Source organism: Marinobacter sp. MBR-105 (genome assembly GCF_053628895.1).
Window position 1 is genome coordinate 18,129 of sequence record NZ_JBRJHG010000008.1, and the last position, 18,523, is coordinate 36,651.

Below are 18,523 nucleotides of genomic sequence, written 5' to 3' on the forward strand. Positions count from 1 at the left end.
GTGGAAATCAGAAACGGGCGACGCCGTAAACGTTGGGTCGCAGTGGTCGTTGTTCGGCTTCACGGCAAACGGAAAGCACCATGGCCAGGACACGGCGGGTATCCCGCGGATCGATCAGGCCGTCGTCCCAGAGTCTGGCAGTGCCGTAGAGGGCGGTGGAGCCGTCTTCCAGCTTTTTGGCGGTCGCCTGTTCCAGGAACGACAGGGTCTTTTCGTCCGGCTCGATACCGCTTTTGCGTTGTTTTTCTTCAGCCACGATGCGCATCACCTTGCCGGCCTGGGCGGGGCCCATGACGGCGGTGCGGCTGTTGGGCCAGGCGAAGATGAATCTCGGGTCCAGGCCCCGGCCGCACATGGCGTAGTTGCCGGCGCCGTAGGAACCGCCCACCACCACGGCGAGTTTTGGTACCCGGCAGTTGGCCACGGCCTGAATCATCTTCGACCCGTGTTTGATGATGCCGTTCTGTTCGGAGTGGGTGCCGACCATGAATCCGGTGGTGTTATGCAGAAACAGGATAGGCGTGCCTGCCTGATCGCAAAGCTGGATAAACTGGGCAGCCTTGGTGGAGCCGGCAGGGGTGATCGGGCCATTGTTGCCTATAATACCTACACTGTGGCCGTGAATCCGGATGGTGCCGCACACCGTCTGGCTGTCGTAATCGTTCTTGAAATCCAGGAACCGGGAGCCGTCGGCGATGCGGGCGAGGATCTCGCGCACGTCGTAGGGTTTCTTGGCGTCGGAAGGAATCACACCCAGTAGCTCTTCAGCCGGATACAGCGGCTCATCCCACTGTGGTTCCTGGTGTAGTGGCAGATTTTCGTTCCAGGGCAGGGCGCCCAGAATCTCCCGGGCCTGGCGGATGCCATCCGCATCGTCTTCGGCCAGGTATTCGGCGGTGCCGGCAACTGTGGCGTGCATTTCTGCTCCACCCAGTTCCTCATCGGTGGCGACCTCACCGGTCGCGGCTTTTAAAAGCGGCGGGCCTGCCAGGAACATCTTCGCCTGCTCGCGTACGGTAATTACGTAATCCGACAGGCCCGGCTGATAGGCCCCGCCGGCAGTGGCGTTGCCATGGACGACGGTTACCTGTGGAATACCGGCTGCAGACATCCGGGCCTGGTTCGCAAAGCCTCGGGCGCCCAGCACGAAGATATCGGTGGCATAGTTCAGGTTGGCACCGCCGGATTCTGACAGCGATACCACCGGCAATTTGTTCTCCATGGCGATCTGCTGCAGTCGCAGGGTTTTGTCCAGACCGGCGGGGGTGATGGTTCCGCCCTTGATGGCGCTGTTGCTTGCGACCACCAGGCAGCGTACTCCGGCTACTCTGCCGATGCCGGCAATAATCCCGCCTCCGGCCATGGAACCGTCTTTGTCATCATGCATCTTGTAACCGGCCAGGGAGCACAGCTCCAGAAACTCACTGCCACGATCCAGCAACCGATTGATGCGATCCCGCGGTAGCAGCTTGCCTCGCTTGGTAAACTTCTCCCGGGCCGATTCCGCCAGGTCCAGAACCTTTTGCTCCACATCCCGGAAAGTCGAGATATGCGCTTCCATGGCCTCGATATTGGCCCGGAACTCGTCGGACTGGGGGCTTATTGTTGTTTCCAGTACCTGCATGGGAAATCCTCAGTCGTCACTCAACACTTTCGGCGTTACCGCCCGATGGAAACCGTTGTAGGGCTCGTTATTCTTCGCCTTCGGCATCGGCCACACACGCCCACCCTGGGACGCCGCGCCGTCAATCCGCAGACAATCACCACTGATAAACGCCGCGCCCGGGCTAAGCAGGAAACAGATCGCCGAACTCACCTCTGATTCTGTACCCATCCGCTTGATCGGCACCGCATCCGCCAGGCTGCGAATCCACGACTTCATGTGGGCCGGGTAGTTGTCCATCCCGCTGGACGCAATCCACCCCGGCGCCACCGCATTCACCCGAACCCCGGACGGCGCCCATTCGACCGCGGCTGTCTGGGTGAAATTCACCATACCGGCCCGTGCGGCCCCTGAGTGGCCCATGCCAGGCATACCACCCCACATATCCGCCACAATGTTCACAATCGAACCGCCGGTTTTACTCAAGGCCTGGGTATAGGCCTCCCGGGAAATCAGAAAACCGCCGGTCAGATTCGTGCGCACCACGGTTTCCCAACCCTTCTGGTTAATGCCTGTTAACGGAGACGCAAACTGCCCGCCGGCATTGTTCACCACCCCGTTCAGACCGCCGTGGGTCTCAATAATGGCCTTCACCGTGGCCTTGACCGACTCCTCCTCGCGAATATCGCAGGCATGGGCGCTGGCAATACCACCGTCTTCCTCAATTTCGGCCTTAACCGCGTCTACCTTCTCCTGCTTACGACCGACCAGCGCAACCCGGGCACCGAGCGCCGCCAGTTCGTGAGCCGTGCAGCGGCCAATCCCCGAACCGCCACCGGTGACAATAAAAACCTGGCCTTCAAACAAGCCCGGGCGAAGAACAGACTGATAACTCATACAAAATTCCCTATTCCAATCCAAAGAATCCACGAAAAACGTTCGGGCGCTCCGCCGGGGTACAGCCTTCCGGGACTGTGCGCAGCAGGGAAGCTGCGCTCAAGCCTACACGGACGTATTTACGGCGTGTCCCGGAAGGCTGTACCCCGGTGGGGCGCTTGCACCCAAGCTCAGGGAAGTAATGCCCTGTCGGGGCTCTTGCCCCAGAACCGGGGTTAATAAATTCATTGAGGAACCAGATTCGAAGGCACAGGCACTGGAAGCTCCAGCAACTGCTGAGCAAACGCCTTACCCTGCGGATCAATTCGAAGCGACGCCACACCGCCGCCACCTAGACTGTGCTCCAGCAAGAAATTGAACGCATGCAACCCAGGCATAGACCAGCGAGTCACCTTGCCGGACTCAGGATTCAGCGTATGAGCCATCCACTCGGCCACCGCCTGTTCCGTTAACGCAGCCTCAATATAAGGAACATACTCTCGATCCCGCGCGATCACCCCGATATTGCTGTGATCGCCCTTATCCCCGGACCGCGCCCAAGCCAGCTTGAGCAGCGGCACTGTGGTATCCGTTGCCACCTCCATCCGGGACTCCGGCTCAGCCGCGAGATCGCCCGGATTGAAACCACCTTCGGTCGCTACCTCCACCTCAGACTTCTCACCAGCCAGATCCACCGAAACCGCTACCTCCGATTTCGGTACCAGACAGGAATACAAACGAATCTTCGGCCACACGGTTGGCCGACCGCCGACAATACCGGTGATGCCAGGCGCCATACCGGTAGCGGCCTGGGCAATTTCCCTGGAAAACAGCACCAGGGCTTCTTTCTTCGGATGGGCGGTGGCAATCTTCACCACCACTTCCCGGCATTGGTCGCCCTTGCCATGGGGGCCATAGGTAGTCTCGGTGCCCAGCAATTCGATACTGGTTTCGGAATAATCCGGCAGGCCGCGCTCGGCAAACATCGCTGACGTCCTGGCCAGAATAGCCTGCGCCACTCGTTGTGCTTTGGCGCGGGCATCAAGGCCGGCCAGCAGGAACGTCACTGTGCACTTGAATCCATCTGGCCAGGTGCCTGACACCTTGTAGCTGTCTGTCGGCGGGCGTCCCCTGGCACCGGACACCCGGACCTGGTCCTTGTCGATTTCCTCCAGTGTCACCTGAGTGAAATCGCAGGTTACATCTGGCAGCAGGTAAGCCCGTGGGTCGCCAATCTCATACACCAGCTGCTCGCCCACAGTGCCCCTGCTGACCATGCCGCCGGTGCCCTCGGGCTTGGTCATCACAAAATCGCCAGAGGCGCTGACCTCGGCGATGGGAAAGCCCATATTGGCGTAGCCATCAGCCACCTGTTCCCAGTCGGTGAAATTACCGCCGGTAGACTGTGCGCCGCATTCCAGCAAATGCCCGGCCAGGCTGCCCTGGGCCAGTTTGTCGTAGTCGTTCCAGCGCCAGCCGAATTCATGCACCAGCGGCGCCAGCACCAGCGCACTGTCTGCGACACGGCCGGTGATAATGATGTCGGCACCCTGTTCCAGGGCCGCCACCAGGCCGGGCGCACCCAGATAGGCGTTCAGGCTCACCATCATGGCGGGGAAGGGCTGACCGGTGGTCATTTCAGTAATGCCGGCATCGCCCAGCTTTTTCTTTTTCATCAACAGATCATCGCCGAGCACCAGCGCAATCTTCAGATCGACGCCGGCCTTTTCACACAGGGCCTGCAGAGCATCGCGGCAAGCCACCGGGTTTACTCCACCGGCATTGGCCAGAACCCGGATGCCTTTATCCTTTATCTCGCCGAGCAGAGGCGCCATCACCGTCTGCACAAAATCCCGGGCGTAGCCCTGAGTCGGGTCTTTCATCTTCTGGCCGGCCATGATCGACATGGTGATCTCGGCCAGGTAATCGGCGACCAGGTAATCAATATTGCCCTGGCGTACCAGTTGGGCAGCGGCGGTTTCGGTATCGCCCCAGAAAGCGGCGGAGCAACCGATACGGATGGTTTTGTTGGCGTCTGACATGTTCTTGGCCTTGTTCTGATACCCGCACTGGCGAGAGGTTATCCAACGATCGAAACGACAATACCAAGCAAGCGCTTGGTTTGTAAACAGGCAAATCTCGGGTAGAATAAAAAGTCCCAGCAAGACAACCGGATGGCCTTTGTGAACCAGAACCCAATCCTGCAATCCCTCATTGCCGAGCAACTTGTGTCTGATCCCTCCAGCGCCCGCGGGCGCCTGTTAAACGAAGCAGCAAGACTGTTCAGGGATAAAGGCTACGAGCGCACGACGGTGCGGGATCTGGCGGCGGCTGTGGGTATTCAGTCAGGGAGCTTGTTCCACCATTTCCGCACCAAGGAGGAAATTCTCAAGGCGGTGATGGTCGAGACCATTCGGCTGAATACCGCCTTGATGCAGGCCGCTGCCGACCAGGCGGATTCAGCGAGAGAAAAACTGCGGGCGCTGATCAGGGCAGAACTGGAGTCGATTAACGGCCAGACCGGAGAGGCCATGGCGGTGTTGGTGTATGAGTGGCGCAGTCTTTCGGAAAGCTCCCAGGCTGAAGTGCTGGAGTTGCGGGATATCTATGAAAACCTGTGGTTGTCTACGCTTCAACAGCTGTCGAAGGAACACCAGCTTGGAGCGGACCCTTTCATTACCCGAAGAATGCTGACCGGCGCCCTGAGCTGGACGGTCACCTGGTATCGCCCGGAACGGGGCGGTCTGACCCTCGATGGACTGACCGATCAGGTGATGGCAATGCTGGGTCTTGCTCAATGTTAATGTGCACAAGTCACAAAGTGGCACGCTTGTTCCGAAACGCACTACATATTTAACTCCTTGTTATAAATCAATAAATCAAAAAATTATTCGATTCATCCCGGGCCATTGGCCTGATCGGCATGCCGGTTTCGGCAATAAAGCCATTTCTGTCTGACAATATTCCTCGCATTCTTGCTCTCGTTCGAGCTCTGGCCAGAGGTAGCTGGAGCTGGTTCACGGATTGACGAGAATCAAATGTGATAAAAATTTCTCGCACTCCCTTACATACAAAAACAATGTCAGACAGGTCGAATTATGATCTCCTCAATGGTCTCTCAAGCGCGCCGGTTTTCGGCTCGTGTACGCCAGGCAATGCTGGGAAGTTCGGTACTGCTGCTGGCCGGATGTTCTGCCAACCCTATTTACACCACCACCGGCATCGTGTTGTCGAACTACTCGGAGTCCGAGGCAACCCCCTACGTTATGCAGATGTCCGATCCGGGCATGGCCTGTGCGCTGGGTGAGGGCACGGATCCGCTGGTTTACTCGTTTTCGAGAGTCACTGATGCACCGGATTCAACCGGTTCCCTGCTCATGCTGCTGGCGGCGAATTGCATGGAATACCGGGCCTGGGAGGCTGAACTGGCTTATCTGCGGGCGGAATACCGTGGCGATGTTCCCGCCGCCAAAGATGCCCGGGAAGTCTCCAAAAGACTCTACGCGCGCACCGCTGAGCGCCGCTACGAAGCCTTCAAGCGTGCCATGGCCGCCTACGATTTTGACCCGGCGGCCGAACCTCTGGAATGCCCGTTCCTTTTCAGTGATCAGGACGAACTCACGTTCCTGCTCGGGCTGCTAACGGGGATGCAGGCCATTGTGAACGACTCCAACTCCGGCGCCCTGGCGGGTGTGCCTCGCAACATTGCGCCCCAGGCCGAGCGTGCCGCCCAGTGCGTGGATAATGAAAAATGGGGCGGTTTGCCCAACGCCGTTCGCGCCCTCGTCTGGTTACTGTTGCCTGACACCCGACCGGACCTGTCTCCAGACCCCTGGCAGGTGATGGAAAACAGCGCAGAGCTGAGTGTTGAGTCCGGTATCCGTGCCTCTTACGCCGTTCAGGTAGTCGCTGCGGAAACCTTTGGGCGACCGCAGGTGCTGGCACAGGCCATTTCGGAATTCGCAGAGGCTGAAGAGCGCATCGAGGTTTGGGAGGAATATCGGCTGGTGGACGAAGTGGCCCGCAGGATTGTCCAGTTCGCATCGGACAAACACTGGAGCGCCAACTACGGCCACCGCACACCACGGACCTTCTTCGGCAAGATGAGTCCGGAGCGCAATACCGAGAACGTTGAAACCATGGATCTGGAAGGCCTGCTCTGAGGCTGGCCTTTCAGTTATCTATGACTTAAATATCAAAAACACAAGAATGACCCGGAGGTCGTCATGATTCGCAAATCCCTTGCAGCCTTGTCTCTTGCCATTGTCGCACCACTGGCATCTGCCCAGTCGGTTTCCATGTGTGTGTTTGATGTCATCGGCGCTAACGGCGACGTCTACAACATGGTCAAGGACTACGCTCTGGAAATGAAAGCCCATGGGGTAGATTTCCAACTCAAGCCCTACACCGATGAAGGCGTGGCCATTGGCGACTTCAACGCGGGCCAGTGCGATGCCGTCGCCGCGACCGACATCCGTATTCGCCCATTCAATCGTTTTACCGGAAGCATCAGTGCCGTCGGTGCCCTGCCAAGTTACGACGACCTGAAAACCCTGCTGGCCACCCTGGCACAGCCCAAGGCCGCGTCCCTCATGAAGGACGGTGACTATGAGGTACTGGGCATTGTACCGGCGGGTGCCGGTTATCTGTTTGTGAATGATCGCAGCATTGATACAGCGGGCGAACTGGCCGGAAAGCGTATTGCCACCCTGGACTACCAGAAAGACGCCATCCACATGGTGAACTATGTAAAAGCGACGGTGGTTCCCTCTGATATCACCAACTTTGCTGGCAAGTTCAACAATGGGTCGGTTGATACTGCCTATGCGCCTGCGTTCGCCTACCAGGCTCTGGAGCTGTACAAGGGGATCGGTGACAAGGGTGGCATTGTCGACTACCCGCTCGCCCAGCTGACCATTCAGATCATTGCCCGTGATGGCGTGATCGAAGACGACACGGCCCAGAAGGCTCGGGAAGTTGCCTGGGGCATGTACCCACAGGCAATGAATCTGATTAAAAGCCAGGAAAACGGGATTCCCGACGAGCAGTGGATACGGATCCCGGAAAAGGACATCGTTGGTTACCAGGAGATGTTCCGCCAGAACCGTTTGGAAATGCGCGATGGGGTTGACGGAGCTCCCAACGTTTATCACCCGAAAATGCTGAGCCTGCTCAGCAAGATCCGATGTGCCAGCAATCCCGGCGCCTCCGAGTGCACAGCGGAAAACCGGGAATAAGCGGAGAGCCTGACCATGAACTGGCGCGCAATGACTGCAACCGGCGTAAGAACGTTGTATCCCATGCACAGGTTGCATGGGATGATTCTGCTGCTGTTGCTTCTGGCCACCCTGCTGCTGGGGATGGGCAACTCGCTCCACTCCCGGTTGCTATGGGTCGGCGAGCAGGTTTGGCCTAACTATTACCTGCTCAATCCGGATGCAACAGAGCCTACCTGCAACCTTTTCATGGACATTGATAAAGAGGTAGAGCGACGGGTCCAGGCCTATAAGCCAGACCCGGACGACCTGTTCAGTTCGCCGCCGGATCCCCAGGCTATCCGGCAGTCCCTGAAGAGTAACCTGGCGCTGTGCGAGCAACGCCACTTGCAGTTTGCTGAAAACCAGAAACACGCCACCTGGGCGCTCGGTGTCTACAAGGCTGTAGAGCAGGGTTTGGCCGACTTTCTGCTCGATAACATCGACCTGACCAAGTTCCTGTTTATCGGCATGTTTGCTCTGGCTGCAGCCATTGCCGCAATGGATGCCGACCACATTGCTTTGCGTCTGCCCCGCAATCGGGCGGAGTGGCGTTTAAGCCAGGGCGTGCAGTTCGTCATCAATGGCCTGATGGTGCTGTCATTGAACGCGTACATGGGCCGGCTGGCTCAGTCTCCGGGGTCTGAGGCGAACATTGTCCTGCAGTACGCCTGGGCAGGCGTGTTCGGGCTGTTCATGATCATCAATGCTTTTCGCTTCGTCTATGTGCCGGAGCGAATGAGGGCGGGCAGTCTGGCGCTGGCTTCCGGCCTTGTGGTGCCGCTGTATTGCACCATGGGCTTCATTGCCATGAGCTATTTTTTCTTTGTGGATGGCTACTCCTCCGGGCTGGCAATCTACTTCGGCATGATGTCGAACCTGTCGTCCATGTTCATCAACATCGGACTGTACGTGCTGGTGGGTATGATGCTCAAACAGACCCGGGTTCCGGAGCTGTTGCTGAATCTGGTGAAGCCCTTCAATCTGCCCGCACCCTTGCTGGCTTCGGTGATCATCTTTGCCACTGCCTTCCCGACAGCATTTACCGGAGCCTCCGGCATTTTCATTCTGGCCGTGGGCGGGGTTGTCTACGACGAGCTTCGGCGGGCCGGGGCAGGGCGTCAATTGTCACTGGCTACGACCGCCATGTCTGGCAGCCTTGGGGTGGTGCTCAATCCCTGCTTGCTGATCGTGGTGGTTGCCGCACTGAACAAGGAAGTGACCACCACCGAAATGTATGGATGGGGGTTCTGGGTGTTCATCATGTCGGCCACCCTGTTCTCCTTTGTGGTGTGTAAGACCGAAGGCAACTGGAGACCAAGGCCGGTCCCGGGTGCATTCCGCGCGGCCGTCATGGAGCTGCGACCGTTGTTGCCTTATGCACTGACGGCAACGGCAGTGATCCTGGCCATCTGGGCGATCCTGGGGCTTCAATTCAACGAGTACAGTGCGCCTTTGATTCTGCCGCTGGTTATGCTGGCGCTGGTAGCCCTGGACGCCGGCCGGAATAGCCGTGACGATGGCCAGAGCCGTACCAGTGCGTTTTTCTCCCGAAGCACAGCGGCTGCCAGCGATTCTGCTGTGCACATTGGCGCACTACTGGCGCTGATTGGTTTCTCGATCTGCCTGGGCGGTATTCTTGAGCGTTCTGATATTGTTCATGCGCTGTTCCCGGAGGATCTGACCAGCCCCTGGATTGCCATGCTGGTCATCGTGGTCATGCTGACGGTGATCGGGATGGTGATGGATCCGTTCGGTGCCGTCATACTGGTTTCCGCCACTATTGCCCAACCGGCCCTGCAGATTGGCATTGATCCACTGCATTTCTGGATCGTCTGCCTGGTGGCATTTGAACTTGGCTATCTCAGCCCGCCGGTTGCCCTGAATCACCTGCTGACCCGGCAGGTGGTGGGTGAAACCGAAGTGCTGGCAGCGGAACGTACCGGCACCTTCTGGCACCGCTATGAGAGATTGTTGCTGCCGCTGGTTGTGATGATTCCCACGCTTCTGCTGGTGGCCTTTGTGCCCATGCTTTTCTACGCTTTGTAAGGCCAGGAGAAGCGAAGTACTATGAAAGAACCCGCGATGCCAAGGCCCGCGGGTTTTTTCATGGGGCCCTTAAAGGTCTGACACAGGTCGATCAGGGATGTCTGGCCGTATACTCTGTGAACAGTTTCAACAAAGAATAAGAGAGACGCCGTGAGATTGTCGATTCTTGCTTTTGTTCTGGTGCCAGGGATGGCATTGCTCACCGGTTGTGGCGGTGGTTCGGGCGGTTCCGATGCCGTTGCACCGATAGCGCCGCCCAGTCCGCTTTCCGGGGTTATCAGTATTGAAGCCAACAGCCGGGTTGATCAGGACACGATGGACCAGCTGGGGCTGGATGGGGCAATCCCTGCACCTGGGACTCAGAGACTCCCCGAAAACTTCGTGCTGGCTGGCTATGTCAGTGGGAGTGGTGGAACCTATCCCGCCAATCAATCCGCTTGCCAGCCGTTGTTCTACTCGGCCGATTCCAACGATACCTACACCGTCCCGCTGGCCCCGGGCGAAACGCTTGTATTGCAGAGTTTTGGTAGCTGCCTGGGCGATCCAGAACTAGAGCTGCAGCTTGACTCACTGCCCGTGAAAACGGCGACAATTGGCAGTTCCGTCGTTCTTTCGAACTTTACGGAGGCTCGCGATTACAGGGTCAGCATTACGAACCGAAGCGCTGTACCGGCGAGGTACATCCTCGCCAAGACTGTCAGCATGACGTCGAATGGCCTCTCCTTTCAATGGCCTGATTACGAATTTGCCGAGGACCGGGCGTTGATCACAGTGGAGGGTGATCAGGGCGCGCAGATGGCGCTGGCATCCATGCAGGGCATTGCCCCCAGGCATCTCGGCGGCGAGAGCTGGCTGTTAACCCGAACGGCCCCGGCATCCCGTATTACCAATGCCAACCAACGTAAGCATGAAACCCTGAACTGGATCCGGAACCTCCGGCAAAAGCCGGGTTTTGCGCAGGTGCAGCCGGATTACCTGTTCAGCAGTCAGCAGGCAGGCACCCCCATCAACGAACCTTTCTATCCTCGTCAGTGGCACTATGGCTTGATCAACGGGCCGGCGGCATGGCAACTGGTTCATGGAGGTGGCGCAGGGGTCAATGTGGCCGTTTTGGATACGGGTATCCTTCGGCTGAATTCTGGCCAATGGCACCCGGATCTGGATGCCAACATCGTTGCCGGTTGGGACTTCGTGGATAATGACAATAATCCCGCAGATCCCGGTAACAGCATTGGCGGTGACGTGTTTCATGGCACCCATGTGGCTGGCACCATCGGCGCTGTTATAAATGGAGACGGTATCGGCGGCGTCGCCTTTGGCTCAGGTATTGTCCCGGTGCGTGTGCTGGGTGAGGGCGGCACTGGCTCAGCCTCCGATCTAATTGAGGCAATCAACTGGGTGGTTAATGAGGGGCTGGTCGATGTCGTCAATATGAGCCTGGGGGGATTGCCAGAGATTCCCCAGTTGGAGTCTGCGCTACAAAAAGGCGTTGAGAGGGATGTACTTTTCGTTGCCGCCGCAGGTAATTCATCAACCTCAGTAAAATCTTATCCAGCGGCTTCGCCCTACGTATTGGCTGTCAGTGCTGTGGATGGCGCCGGCAATCTGGCGGGCTACTCGAACTTTGGCAGTTGGATTGATCTCGCTGCGCCGGGCGGCGATGCTAGTCGTGATGGGAACCTGGATGGCAGCTCGGATGTGGTCTGGAGCTCCAGCGGTGAACTAACGGCGACTGGCCCGCGAGCGGGTTATCTTGGTCTTCAGGGGACCTCCATGGCGTCGCCCCATGTGGCAGGCGTTTTGGCCCTGATGAAGGAGGAGAGTCCCGATCTTAACCATGCCCAGGTAATCCGGGCGCTTAGAAATGGCCAGCTTACTGATTATAACGGTAGCCGAAGTGATGCTCTGGGTTACGGAGTGATTGACGCTGCCAAAGCAGTCTCTGCCGCCTCCAGCACTTTTGAGCAGACCGTACTCTCAGCTTCCCCGGCCGTGGTGTCGTTGAGCAGTGAGGGCCAGGACCAGCAGAGGGTTGATCTCAATGTTTTCGGCAATGATGCGATTTCCGGTGTTTCGGTCAGTTCTCTCCCGGACTGGCTTTCGGTGACTACGGATAACCTGGATTCGAGACCCTATTCACTGACCCTGGCATTACTCAGAGACCGGCTTGTGGCTGGAGAGGCGGCAAAGGGCACTATTGAAATTTCCTATTCGGTGAACAGTTCATCGGAGACTCTGTCCATTCCTGCGATTGGCCAACTAGTCAGCGATCAGGAGGCGAGAAATGCCGGTCGGCACTTTGTGTTGCTGGTGAATACCGAGCCTGATTCACGCGGGTTTTATCTGGCGGAATCCCAGGTGGTAGTGGATGCTGAGTCCGGCCAATATCCCTTCCGTTTCGAGTTTGATGATGGCGAGGAGCCGCGGCGTTTGAGTGAGGTTCGTCCGGGTGACTACTATCTGGTGGCCGGAACAGACCATGACGGAGATGGCCTCATCTGCCAGCCTGGAGAAGCCTGTGCAGAATACCCGGTTGCGGGTTTGCGTGAGATCGTTTCCATTACGGATGAGTCAAGCCTGTCTGATATCCGCATGACCACCAGTTTCTCGCGTCCAACCATTTCTACCTCCAACCCTGATATCCTTCCTAGGCCCGGGTTTAAAGGTTACAGATTACTGCAGCCTGACCAGGCGCCCTCGACCAACGACGGAGTAAAAGCAGTTCAATGAAAAGGACTCTGGTTCGACCATTTATCATCTCCGCTGCGATGCTGCTTCTGGCGGCGTGCAGCGCCACGGGCGGTCCCGGCGAGGGTGAGGGTGTCATGGTGCGGCAGATTACCCAGTCCGCTTATTGCGGCCTGACGGGGCCGGGGGTGGCGTTTGTGCGTTCGGAGGCCGATCGCGAAGCACTCCTGGATGTGAGTGGCCAGAATATGGCCACGGATGTGGTGCGCAAGGTTGATCTGAGCCGGGAGGCACTGGTGATGGTCACGCTCGGCCAGAAACCAACCGCCGGTTACAGCGTCGGGCTCCAGTCTGCGCTGGCGCAGGGCAAGAGTCTGGTGCTCGATATGCGGGTGAGTGAACCGGCGCCGGACATGATGGTCGCTCAGGTGATTACCTCGCCCTGTGTGGTGCTGGCCGTTGAGCCCCGCAGCTGGCAGCAGATTCGTGTGCGGGGCCTGACAGAGCAGCCGCTGGTTCGGACGCTGGAAAACTGAAACCACTTGGCGCCGCCACAAAACAACCGTTGATCTTTCAGCCTGAATCCCTAAGCTATGGCGCAACGATCATTTGCGGAGCCATGCCATTCCTATGAGCGAGCAACAGTACAACGCCGATGCCATTGAAGTCCTGAGCGGTCTTGATCCGGTGCGCAAGCGCCCGGGCATGTATACCGATACATCGCGGCCCAACCACCTGGCCCAGGAAGTCATTGATAACAGCGTTGACGAGGCCCTCGCCGGCCACGCCCGGCGGATTGATGTGGTGCTGCACAGCGACAATTCCCTGAGTGTGGAGGACGACGGCCGGGGCATGCCGGTCGATCTGCACAAGGAAGAAGGACTGCCCGGGGTGGAGCTTATCCTTTCCCGGTTGCACGCCGGTGGCAAATTCTCCCAGGGCAACTACAATTTCTCCGGTGGTCTGCACGGTGTGGGCGTTTCCGTGGTCAATGCTCTGTCCACGCATCTGGAAGTGACCATTAAACGGGATGGTCAGGTGCACCGGATGACGTTCGCCAACGGTGACAAGGCCTCCGAGCTGGAAGTGATTGATACCGTAGGCAAGCGCAACACCGGTACCCGCCTGAAGTTCACGCCGGACCCCAAATACTTCGACAGTCCCAATTTCTCGGTCAGCCGCTTGCGCCACAACCTTCGCGCCAAGGCGGTTCTGTGCCCGGGGCTGACGGTGACCTTCCTGCAGGAGAAAACCGGCGAGAAAGACGAGTGGTTCTACGAGGACGGTCTTCGGGATTACCTGCGAACGGCTCTGGCCGATATTGAAGCGGTGCCGCTGGAACCTTTTACCGGCAGTTTTTCCGGCAACAAGGAAGCTGTGGACTGGGCTATTCAGTGGCTGCCGGAAGGCGGCGACGCGGTACTGGAAAGTTATGTCAACCTGATTCCCACTGCCCAGGGCGGTACCCACGTCAATGGCCTGCGCACCGGTCTGCTGGAGGCCATGCGTGAGTTCTGTGAGTTCAGAAACCTATTGCCCCGGGGGGTGAAGTTGTCGCCCGAGGATATCTGGGAACGGGTCGCCTATGTGCTGTCGTTCAAGATGCAGGAACCCCAGTTTTCCGGCCAGACCAAGGAGCGGTTGTCTTCCAGGGAAGCCGCAGCCTTTGTCTCCGGGGTGGTGAAAGATGCCTTCAGCCTGTGGCTGAACCAGCACACCGACATTGCCGAAGCTCTGGCGGAACTGTTTATCAGTAATGCCCAGCGCCGGTTGAGGGCGAGCAAGAAGGTGGCCCGAAAGAAGGTGACCTCCGGTCCGGCGTTGCCCGGCAAATTGGCGGACTGTTCCGGCGGTGATACCGCAAGATCAGAGTTGTTCCTGGTGGAAGGTGATTCCGCCGGCGGTTCCGCCAAGCAGGCTCGAGACCGGGAGTTCCAGGCGGTCATGCCGTTGCGGGGCAAGATTCTGAACACCTGGGAAGTGGACTCGGGTGAGATCCTGGCGTCCCAGGAAGTGCACGATATTGCCGTTGCCATTGGCGTGGATCCCGGCTCTGATGACCTTGCCGGCCTGCGCTACAACAAGATCTGTATCTTGGCCGATGCGGATTCGGACGGCCTGCACATCGCCACGCTGCTGTGCGCTTTGTTTGTGAAACACTTCCGGCCGCTGGTGGCGGCCGGGCACGTGTTCGTGGCAATGCCCCCCCTGTACCGGGTGGACCTGGGCAAGGAAACCTTCTACGCCCTGGACGAGCACGAGAAGCAGGGCATCATCGACCGCCTGGCGGCGGAAAAGCGCAAAGGCAAGATTCAGGTGACGCGCTTCAAAGGCCTGGGTGAGATGAATCCGTTGCAGCTGAGAGAAACCACCATGGCACCGGACACCCGCCGCCTGGTCATGCTCACCCTGGAAGACGGGGATGACACCGACGAGCGGATGGATATGCTGCTGGGCAAGAAGCGCGCGTCGGATCGTCGGGCCTGGCTGGAAGCCTACGGGAACATGGCCGACGTGGCAGTTTGATATTCCATAAGCTGCTATAAAAATCGATAGTTATTCTTTCTCAGAATTGCTCTGTCTCGCTATCCTGCCAGTTTTCAAATCGGAAAAGACCGAGTTATGGACTGGCAAGGATGGTTTTCCCTGGGGTTGGCGCTCACCGCCCTGTTATTGATGAGTTCAGGCCGCTTTGCGCCGCATCTGGTGATGATGGCGGTGCTGGTGGTGCTCAGTGCCGGTGGCATTATCTCTGCCGAACAGGCTCTGGCCGGGTTCAGTAACAGCGGTCTGATCACCGTGGTGGCCATGTTTGTGGTGGCCGCCGGTATTCATCATTCCGGCGGTGTGGATCTGCTGGTCAACCACCTGCTTCGCAATCCGAAATCCGTCCGCTCCGCGCAGGCGCGCATTGCCCTGCCGGTTTCCCTGCTGAGTGGCTTCCTCAACAATACACCGGTGGTTGCCACCATGATTCCCGCCGTCCATGCCTGGTCCCGGAAGATCGGTATTTCACCCTCCAAGTTGATGATTCCGCTGAGTTACTCAGCGATTCTGGGCGGCACACTGACACTGATTGGCACCAGCACCAATCTGGTTGTTAATGGTCAGTATCAGCAGCTGACCGGTGAGGCCGGGTTCTCGATCTTTTCCATTACGGCGGTTGGTTTACCGGTGGCCATTATCGGTCTGGCGGTCATGCTTCTGGTCATGCCGCGGGTGCTGCCAGACCGTAAGGATCAGCAGAAGTTTGGCTCCATGAGGGAGTTCACGCTGGAAGTGGCGGTGTCCTTTGAAGGTCCGCTGGTGGGCCGGACCGTAGGTGAAGCTGGCTTGCGGGAACTGGAGCGATTGTATCTGGTGGAAATCGAGCGGGATGGCAGTGTGGTCACTGCCGTCCCCTCGGAAGAACGGCTGCGTGGCGGTGATCGGCTGGTGTTTGCGGGCGATACCCAGGCGATCTCAGACCTGTTGCGCATCAATGGCATCGTGCCGTCGGTGCACGACGATGAGCCCAGTCTCAGTCAGGATCGTGCCGAGCGGCGGTTGGTGGAAGCCGCTTTGTCTCCGCAATCGGATGTGCTGGGCCTGACCATCCGGGACGCAAGGTTCCGGGACCGTTACGGCGCCGTGGTGCTGGCGGTGGCCCGGGGCGGCGAGCGTGTGTCAGGCAACCTCGGCAACATTCGCCTGAAACCTGGCGACGTCCTGCTGCTTGAGGCGCGTCCGGCCTTCGTCAGCCGTCAGTGCTACAATAAGGATTTTCTGCTCATCAACGACCTGGAAACGGAAACGCCCCGACATGACCGGGCCTGGCTTTCCTGGGGGATCCTGCTTGTGTTGGTGAGCCTGGCGGCCTGCGGGGTGATGAGTATGCTCAACGCCGCCTTACTGGGAGCCGCTCTGATGATCCTGTCCGGCTGCTGCTCGGTGGGGCAGGCTCAGAAATCGGTGGATGTGCCGGTCATCCTCACCATCGCAGCGTCCTTTGCGCTGGGAGCGGCATTGGAGGAAACCGGAGCAGCGGCGTTTATGGCCGAGGGTATTCTGGCTTTCAGTGCAGGCCAGGTGCTGATAACACTGTTTCTCGTATACTGCGCTGTGTCGTTTCTGACCGAGGTCATCACGAACAATGCCGCAGCTGTACTGGTGATTCCGGTTGTGCTGTCGATGACCGGGAGCATGGGGGTGCCTGCAGAACCCTTTGTTATTGCAGTGATGATGGCAGCCTCCGCCAGCTTCGCCACGCCATTGGGGTATCAGACCAATATGATGGTGTTTGGTCCTGGTGGCTACCGGTTTTCCGATTTCGTGAAAGTGGGGTTGCCCATGAATGTGCTGGTGGGGTTGGTAACGGTCGCGGTGATTGCGGTGGTTTACGGGTTGTGATCCGCGTTGGCAAGAATATCGCAGCAGATTACCCGGAGTTTGCCGTCCTGCCGGAAGGCCAGTGACAGGGTCACGCACATGTAGGCGCCAGTGACGCACAGATAGGGAGTGGTCACATGAATGTTCTCTGGCTGGGCCAGCGCCTGGCGGAGATACTGCTGGCGAAACCAGTCTGCACTGCTGGTGTTTTCCAGTGGTCGGAATCTTGGGTCCTGCTTTTTAACGGCGGACTCGGAAACCAGAGTGTCTTCCAGCTGAACGCCCTGATCGTCCACCAGATAGCAGCGGGAAACCGTGTGGTGGCTGAGCAGCTCAAAGCAGGCCTGATCCATGGACAGACCCTTCTGCAGGCGCTCGATCACCCGCCGGAAAGGCCCGCTGAAATGGTTGACGACCAGTTGGGTTGGATCGTGGCTAATCTGCTTGCTGCTTTTGTACTCTTCGAGCAAATCCTCGAAATTCATTGTGCTCTGGGGCAGTTCGTCCAGTTCCAGGCAGGGTCGGCGAAAGTAGAAGCCCTGTACAAAGTCGACACCGGCATCAATGGCAATCATGGCCTGATCCCGGGTTTCCACTCCTTCCAGCAACACCAGGCAGCCAGATTGATGCAGCAGGGATACCATGCCGTTCAGTATCTGCCTGGCGCGGCGATCTTCGGTTGCCCGGGTCAGCAGGGTACGGTCCAGCTTGACGATGTCCGGTGACAGATTCCAGATGCGCTCGAAATTGGAGTGCCCGGCACCAAAATCGTCAATGGCGGTCAGGCAGCCCAGTTTGCGGTAGTAGGCAACGGTATCCCGTAGTCGTTCAGCATCGTCGGTTGGCTGTTCAACGATTTCCATCACGATTCGATGTGGCGGCAGCCCGGTTTTCTCAAGCAATTGTCCAAAAAAGGAATCGGATTGAGAGCCGGAAGTGACCACCCTCGGGGAGACGTTCAGGAACAGCCAGTTGACCTGATCCTTGATCTCGCTGTAGTTGCGAATGTGCAGGTACCGGCAGAGTCTGTCCAGCAACAGATTTTCGGCTTCGGAAGCGGGCAGCTCGAACAGGTGCAACGGCAGGACGGCTGAATTGTCGTTGTCGAAGGCCCGGATCAGGGCTTCGTAACCGACAGTACGTTTGTGGGAAATGCTGTAAATCGGCTGAAGGGCAGTGCGCAGTTTGAGCCCGCGAAAATCCGCTGTCCACACCTGCCCCTGCTGATTAAGCATGGGGGAGAGCAGGTCTACTTCCGGCGCGGGTAGCGATTCGGCAAGATTGTGGGACATAGGCAGGTTTGTACCCTTCAACGAATACATTGGCGCAGTTCAGAAGTACACGCAAATCTGTTAGCCACTGTGCCTGTGTCCCTGGCACGGACGCCTGAAATTCAGGCATTACCTCATCAATTCGTCGAAGATTGCCAAAAAACAAGAACCATTACCACTACTTAATGCATAAAAGACGAAACAGTTTGTATCTTTCAGGCATTAAAACGGTGGTAAAAAAACCCGGCAGTAGCCGGGTCTGTATCAAATCAGTTGTTGCTGGGTACTACCACAGACTCGTCAAATTCAAGTTCCATGTCGTTTCCTCTCGGTCACTGAGGCCCCGGACGGGGCGGATTAAAAGTATGGTTAAAGTTTATCGCTGTCATAATTTTCAACAATCCGTAAAACCG

The 18,523-nt window shown here is 58.0% G+C and carries 12 protein-coding genes; 8 read left to right on the forward strand and 4 right to left on the reverse strand.

Annotation, left to right across the window (positions count from 1 at the left end; all coding sequences use genetic code 11):
- Window positions 1-7: 7 nt before the first annotated feature.
- The 3 genes from ACSSVV_RS10730 to ACSSVV_RS10740 all read right to left on the reverse strand — a co-directional run bounded on the left by ACSSVV_RS10730 (window position 8) and on the right by ACSSVV_RS10740 (window position 4,521).
- Entirely contained in the window at window positions 8-1,624 is a 1,617-nt protein-coding gene (locus tag ACSSVV_RS10730) for an acyl-CoA carboxylase subunit beta (protein ID WP_022991431.1), read from the reverse strand.
- 9 nt (window positions 1,625-1,633) lie between these two features.
- Entirely contained in the window at window positions 1,634-2,500 is an 867-nt protein-coding gene (locus tag ACSSVV_RS10735; RefSeq protein ID WP_011786247.1) for an SDR family oxidoreductase, read from the reverse strand.
- Between the two features lie 224 nt (window positions 2,501-2,724).
- Window positions 2,725-4,521, reverse strand: a complete 1,797-nt coding sequence (locus ACSSVV_RS10740) for an acyclic terpene utilization AtuA family protein (RefSeq protein WP_022991430.1) — start codon at window positions 4,519-4,521, stop codon at window positions 2,725-2,727.
- 132 nt (window positions 4,522-4,653) lie between these two features.
- On the opposite strand from ACSSVV_RS10740, the gene ACSSVV_RS10745 reads away from it, so the two are divergent.
- The 8 genes from ACSSVV_RS10745 to ACSSVV_RS10780 all read left to right on the forward strand — a co-directional run bounded on the left by ACSSVV_RS10745 (window position 4,654) and on the right by ACSSVV_RS10780 (window position 16,860).
- Complete coding sequence (locus ACSSVV_RS10745; RefSeq protein WP_011786245.1) at window positions 4,654-5,283, forward strand: TetR/AcrR family transcriptional regulator; 630 nt, start codon at window positions 4,654-4,656, stop codon at window positions 5,281-5,283.
- A gap of 294 nt (window positions 5,284-5,577) precedes the next feature.
- Complete coding sequence (locus tag ACSSVV_RS10750; protein WP_014422168.1) at window positions 5,578-6,642, forward strand: hypothetical protein; 1,065 nt, start codon at window positions 5,578-5,580, stop codon at window positions 6,640-6,642.
- Between the two features lie 63 nt (window positions 6,643-6,705).
- A complete protein-coding gene (locus ACSSVV_RS10755) occupies window positions 6,706-7,716 on the forward strand; it encodes a putative solute-binding protein (RefSeq protein WP_011786243.1) in 1,011 nt (336 codons plus the stop codon).
- A gap of 15 nt (window positions 7,717-7,731) precedes the next feature.
- The gene (locus ACSSVV_RS10760; RefSeq protein ID WP_454106218.1) at window positions 7,732-9,783 is read left to right on the forward strand and encodes a TRAP transporter large permease subunit; all 2,052 of its coding nucleotides are present in this window, start codon (window positions 7,732-7,734) and stop codon (window positions 9,781-9,783) included.
- 150 nt (window positions 9,784-9,933) lie between these two features.
- Window positions 9,934-12,513, forward strand: a complete 2,580-nt coding sequence (locus tag ACSSVV_RS10765) for a S8 family serine peptidase (RefSeq protein WP_454106219.1) — start codon at window positions 9,934-9,936, stop codon at window positions 12,511-12,513.
- Entirely contained in the window at window positions 12,510-13,007 is a 498-nt protein-coding gene (locus tag ACSSVV_RS10770) for a protease complex subunit PrcB family protein (RefSeq protein WP_454106220.1), read from the forward strand. Before ACSSVV_RS10765 ends, ACSSVV_RS10770 begins: the two co-directional genes overlap by 4 nt.
- Before the next feature lie 94 nt (window positions 13,008-13,101).
- A complete protein-coding gene (gene parE / locus ACSSVV_RS10775; RefSeq protein ID WP_454106221.1) occupies window positions 13,102-14,997 on the forward strand; it encodes a DNA topoisomerase IV subunit B in 1,896 nt (631 codons plus the stop codon).
- Between the two features lie 96 nt (window positions 14,998-15,093).
- On the forward strand, window positions 15,094-16,860 hold the full coding sequence (locus tag ACSSVV_RS10780; RefSeq protein WP_454106222.1) for an SLC13 family permease: 1,767 nt from the start codon (window positions 15,094-15,096) through the stop codon (window positions 16,858-16,860).
- On the opposite strand, the gene ACSSVV_RS10785 is transcribed toward ACSSVV_RS10780, so the two are convergent.
- Window positions 16,848-18,131: an EAL domain-containing protein gene (locus ACSSVV_RS10785; RefSeq protein ID WP_454106223.1), complete on the reverse strand. Its 1,284-nt coding sequence runs from the start codon at window positions 18,129-18,131 to the stop codon at window positions 16,848-16,850. The two genes, ACSSVV_RS10780 and ACSSVV_RS10785, sit on opposite strands and share 13 nt — an antisense overlap.
- Window positions 18,132-18,523 lie beyond the last annotated feature (392 nt).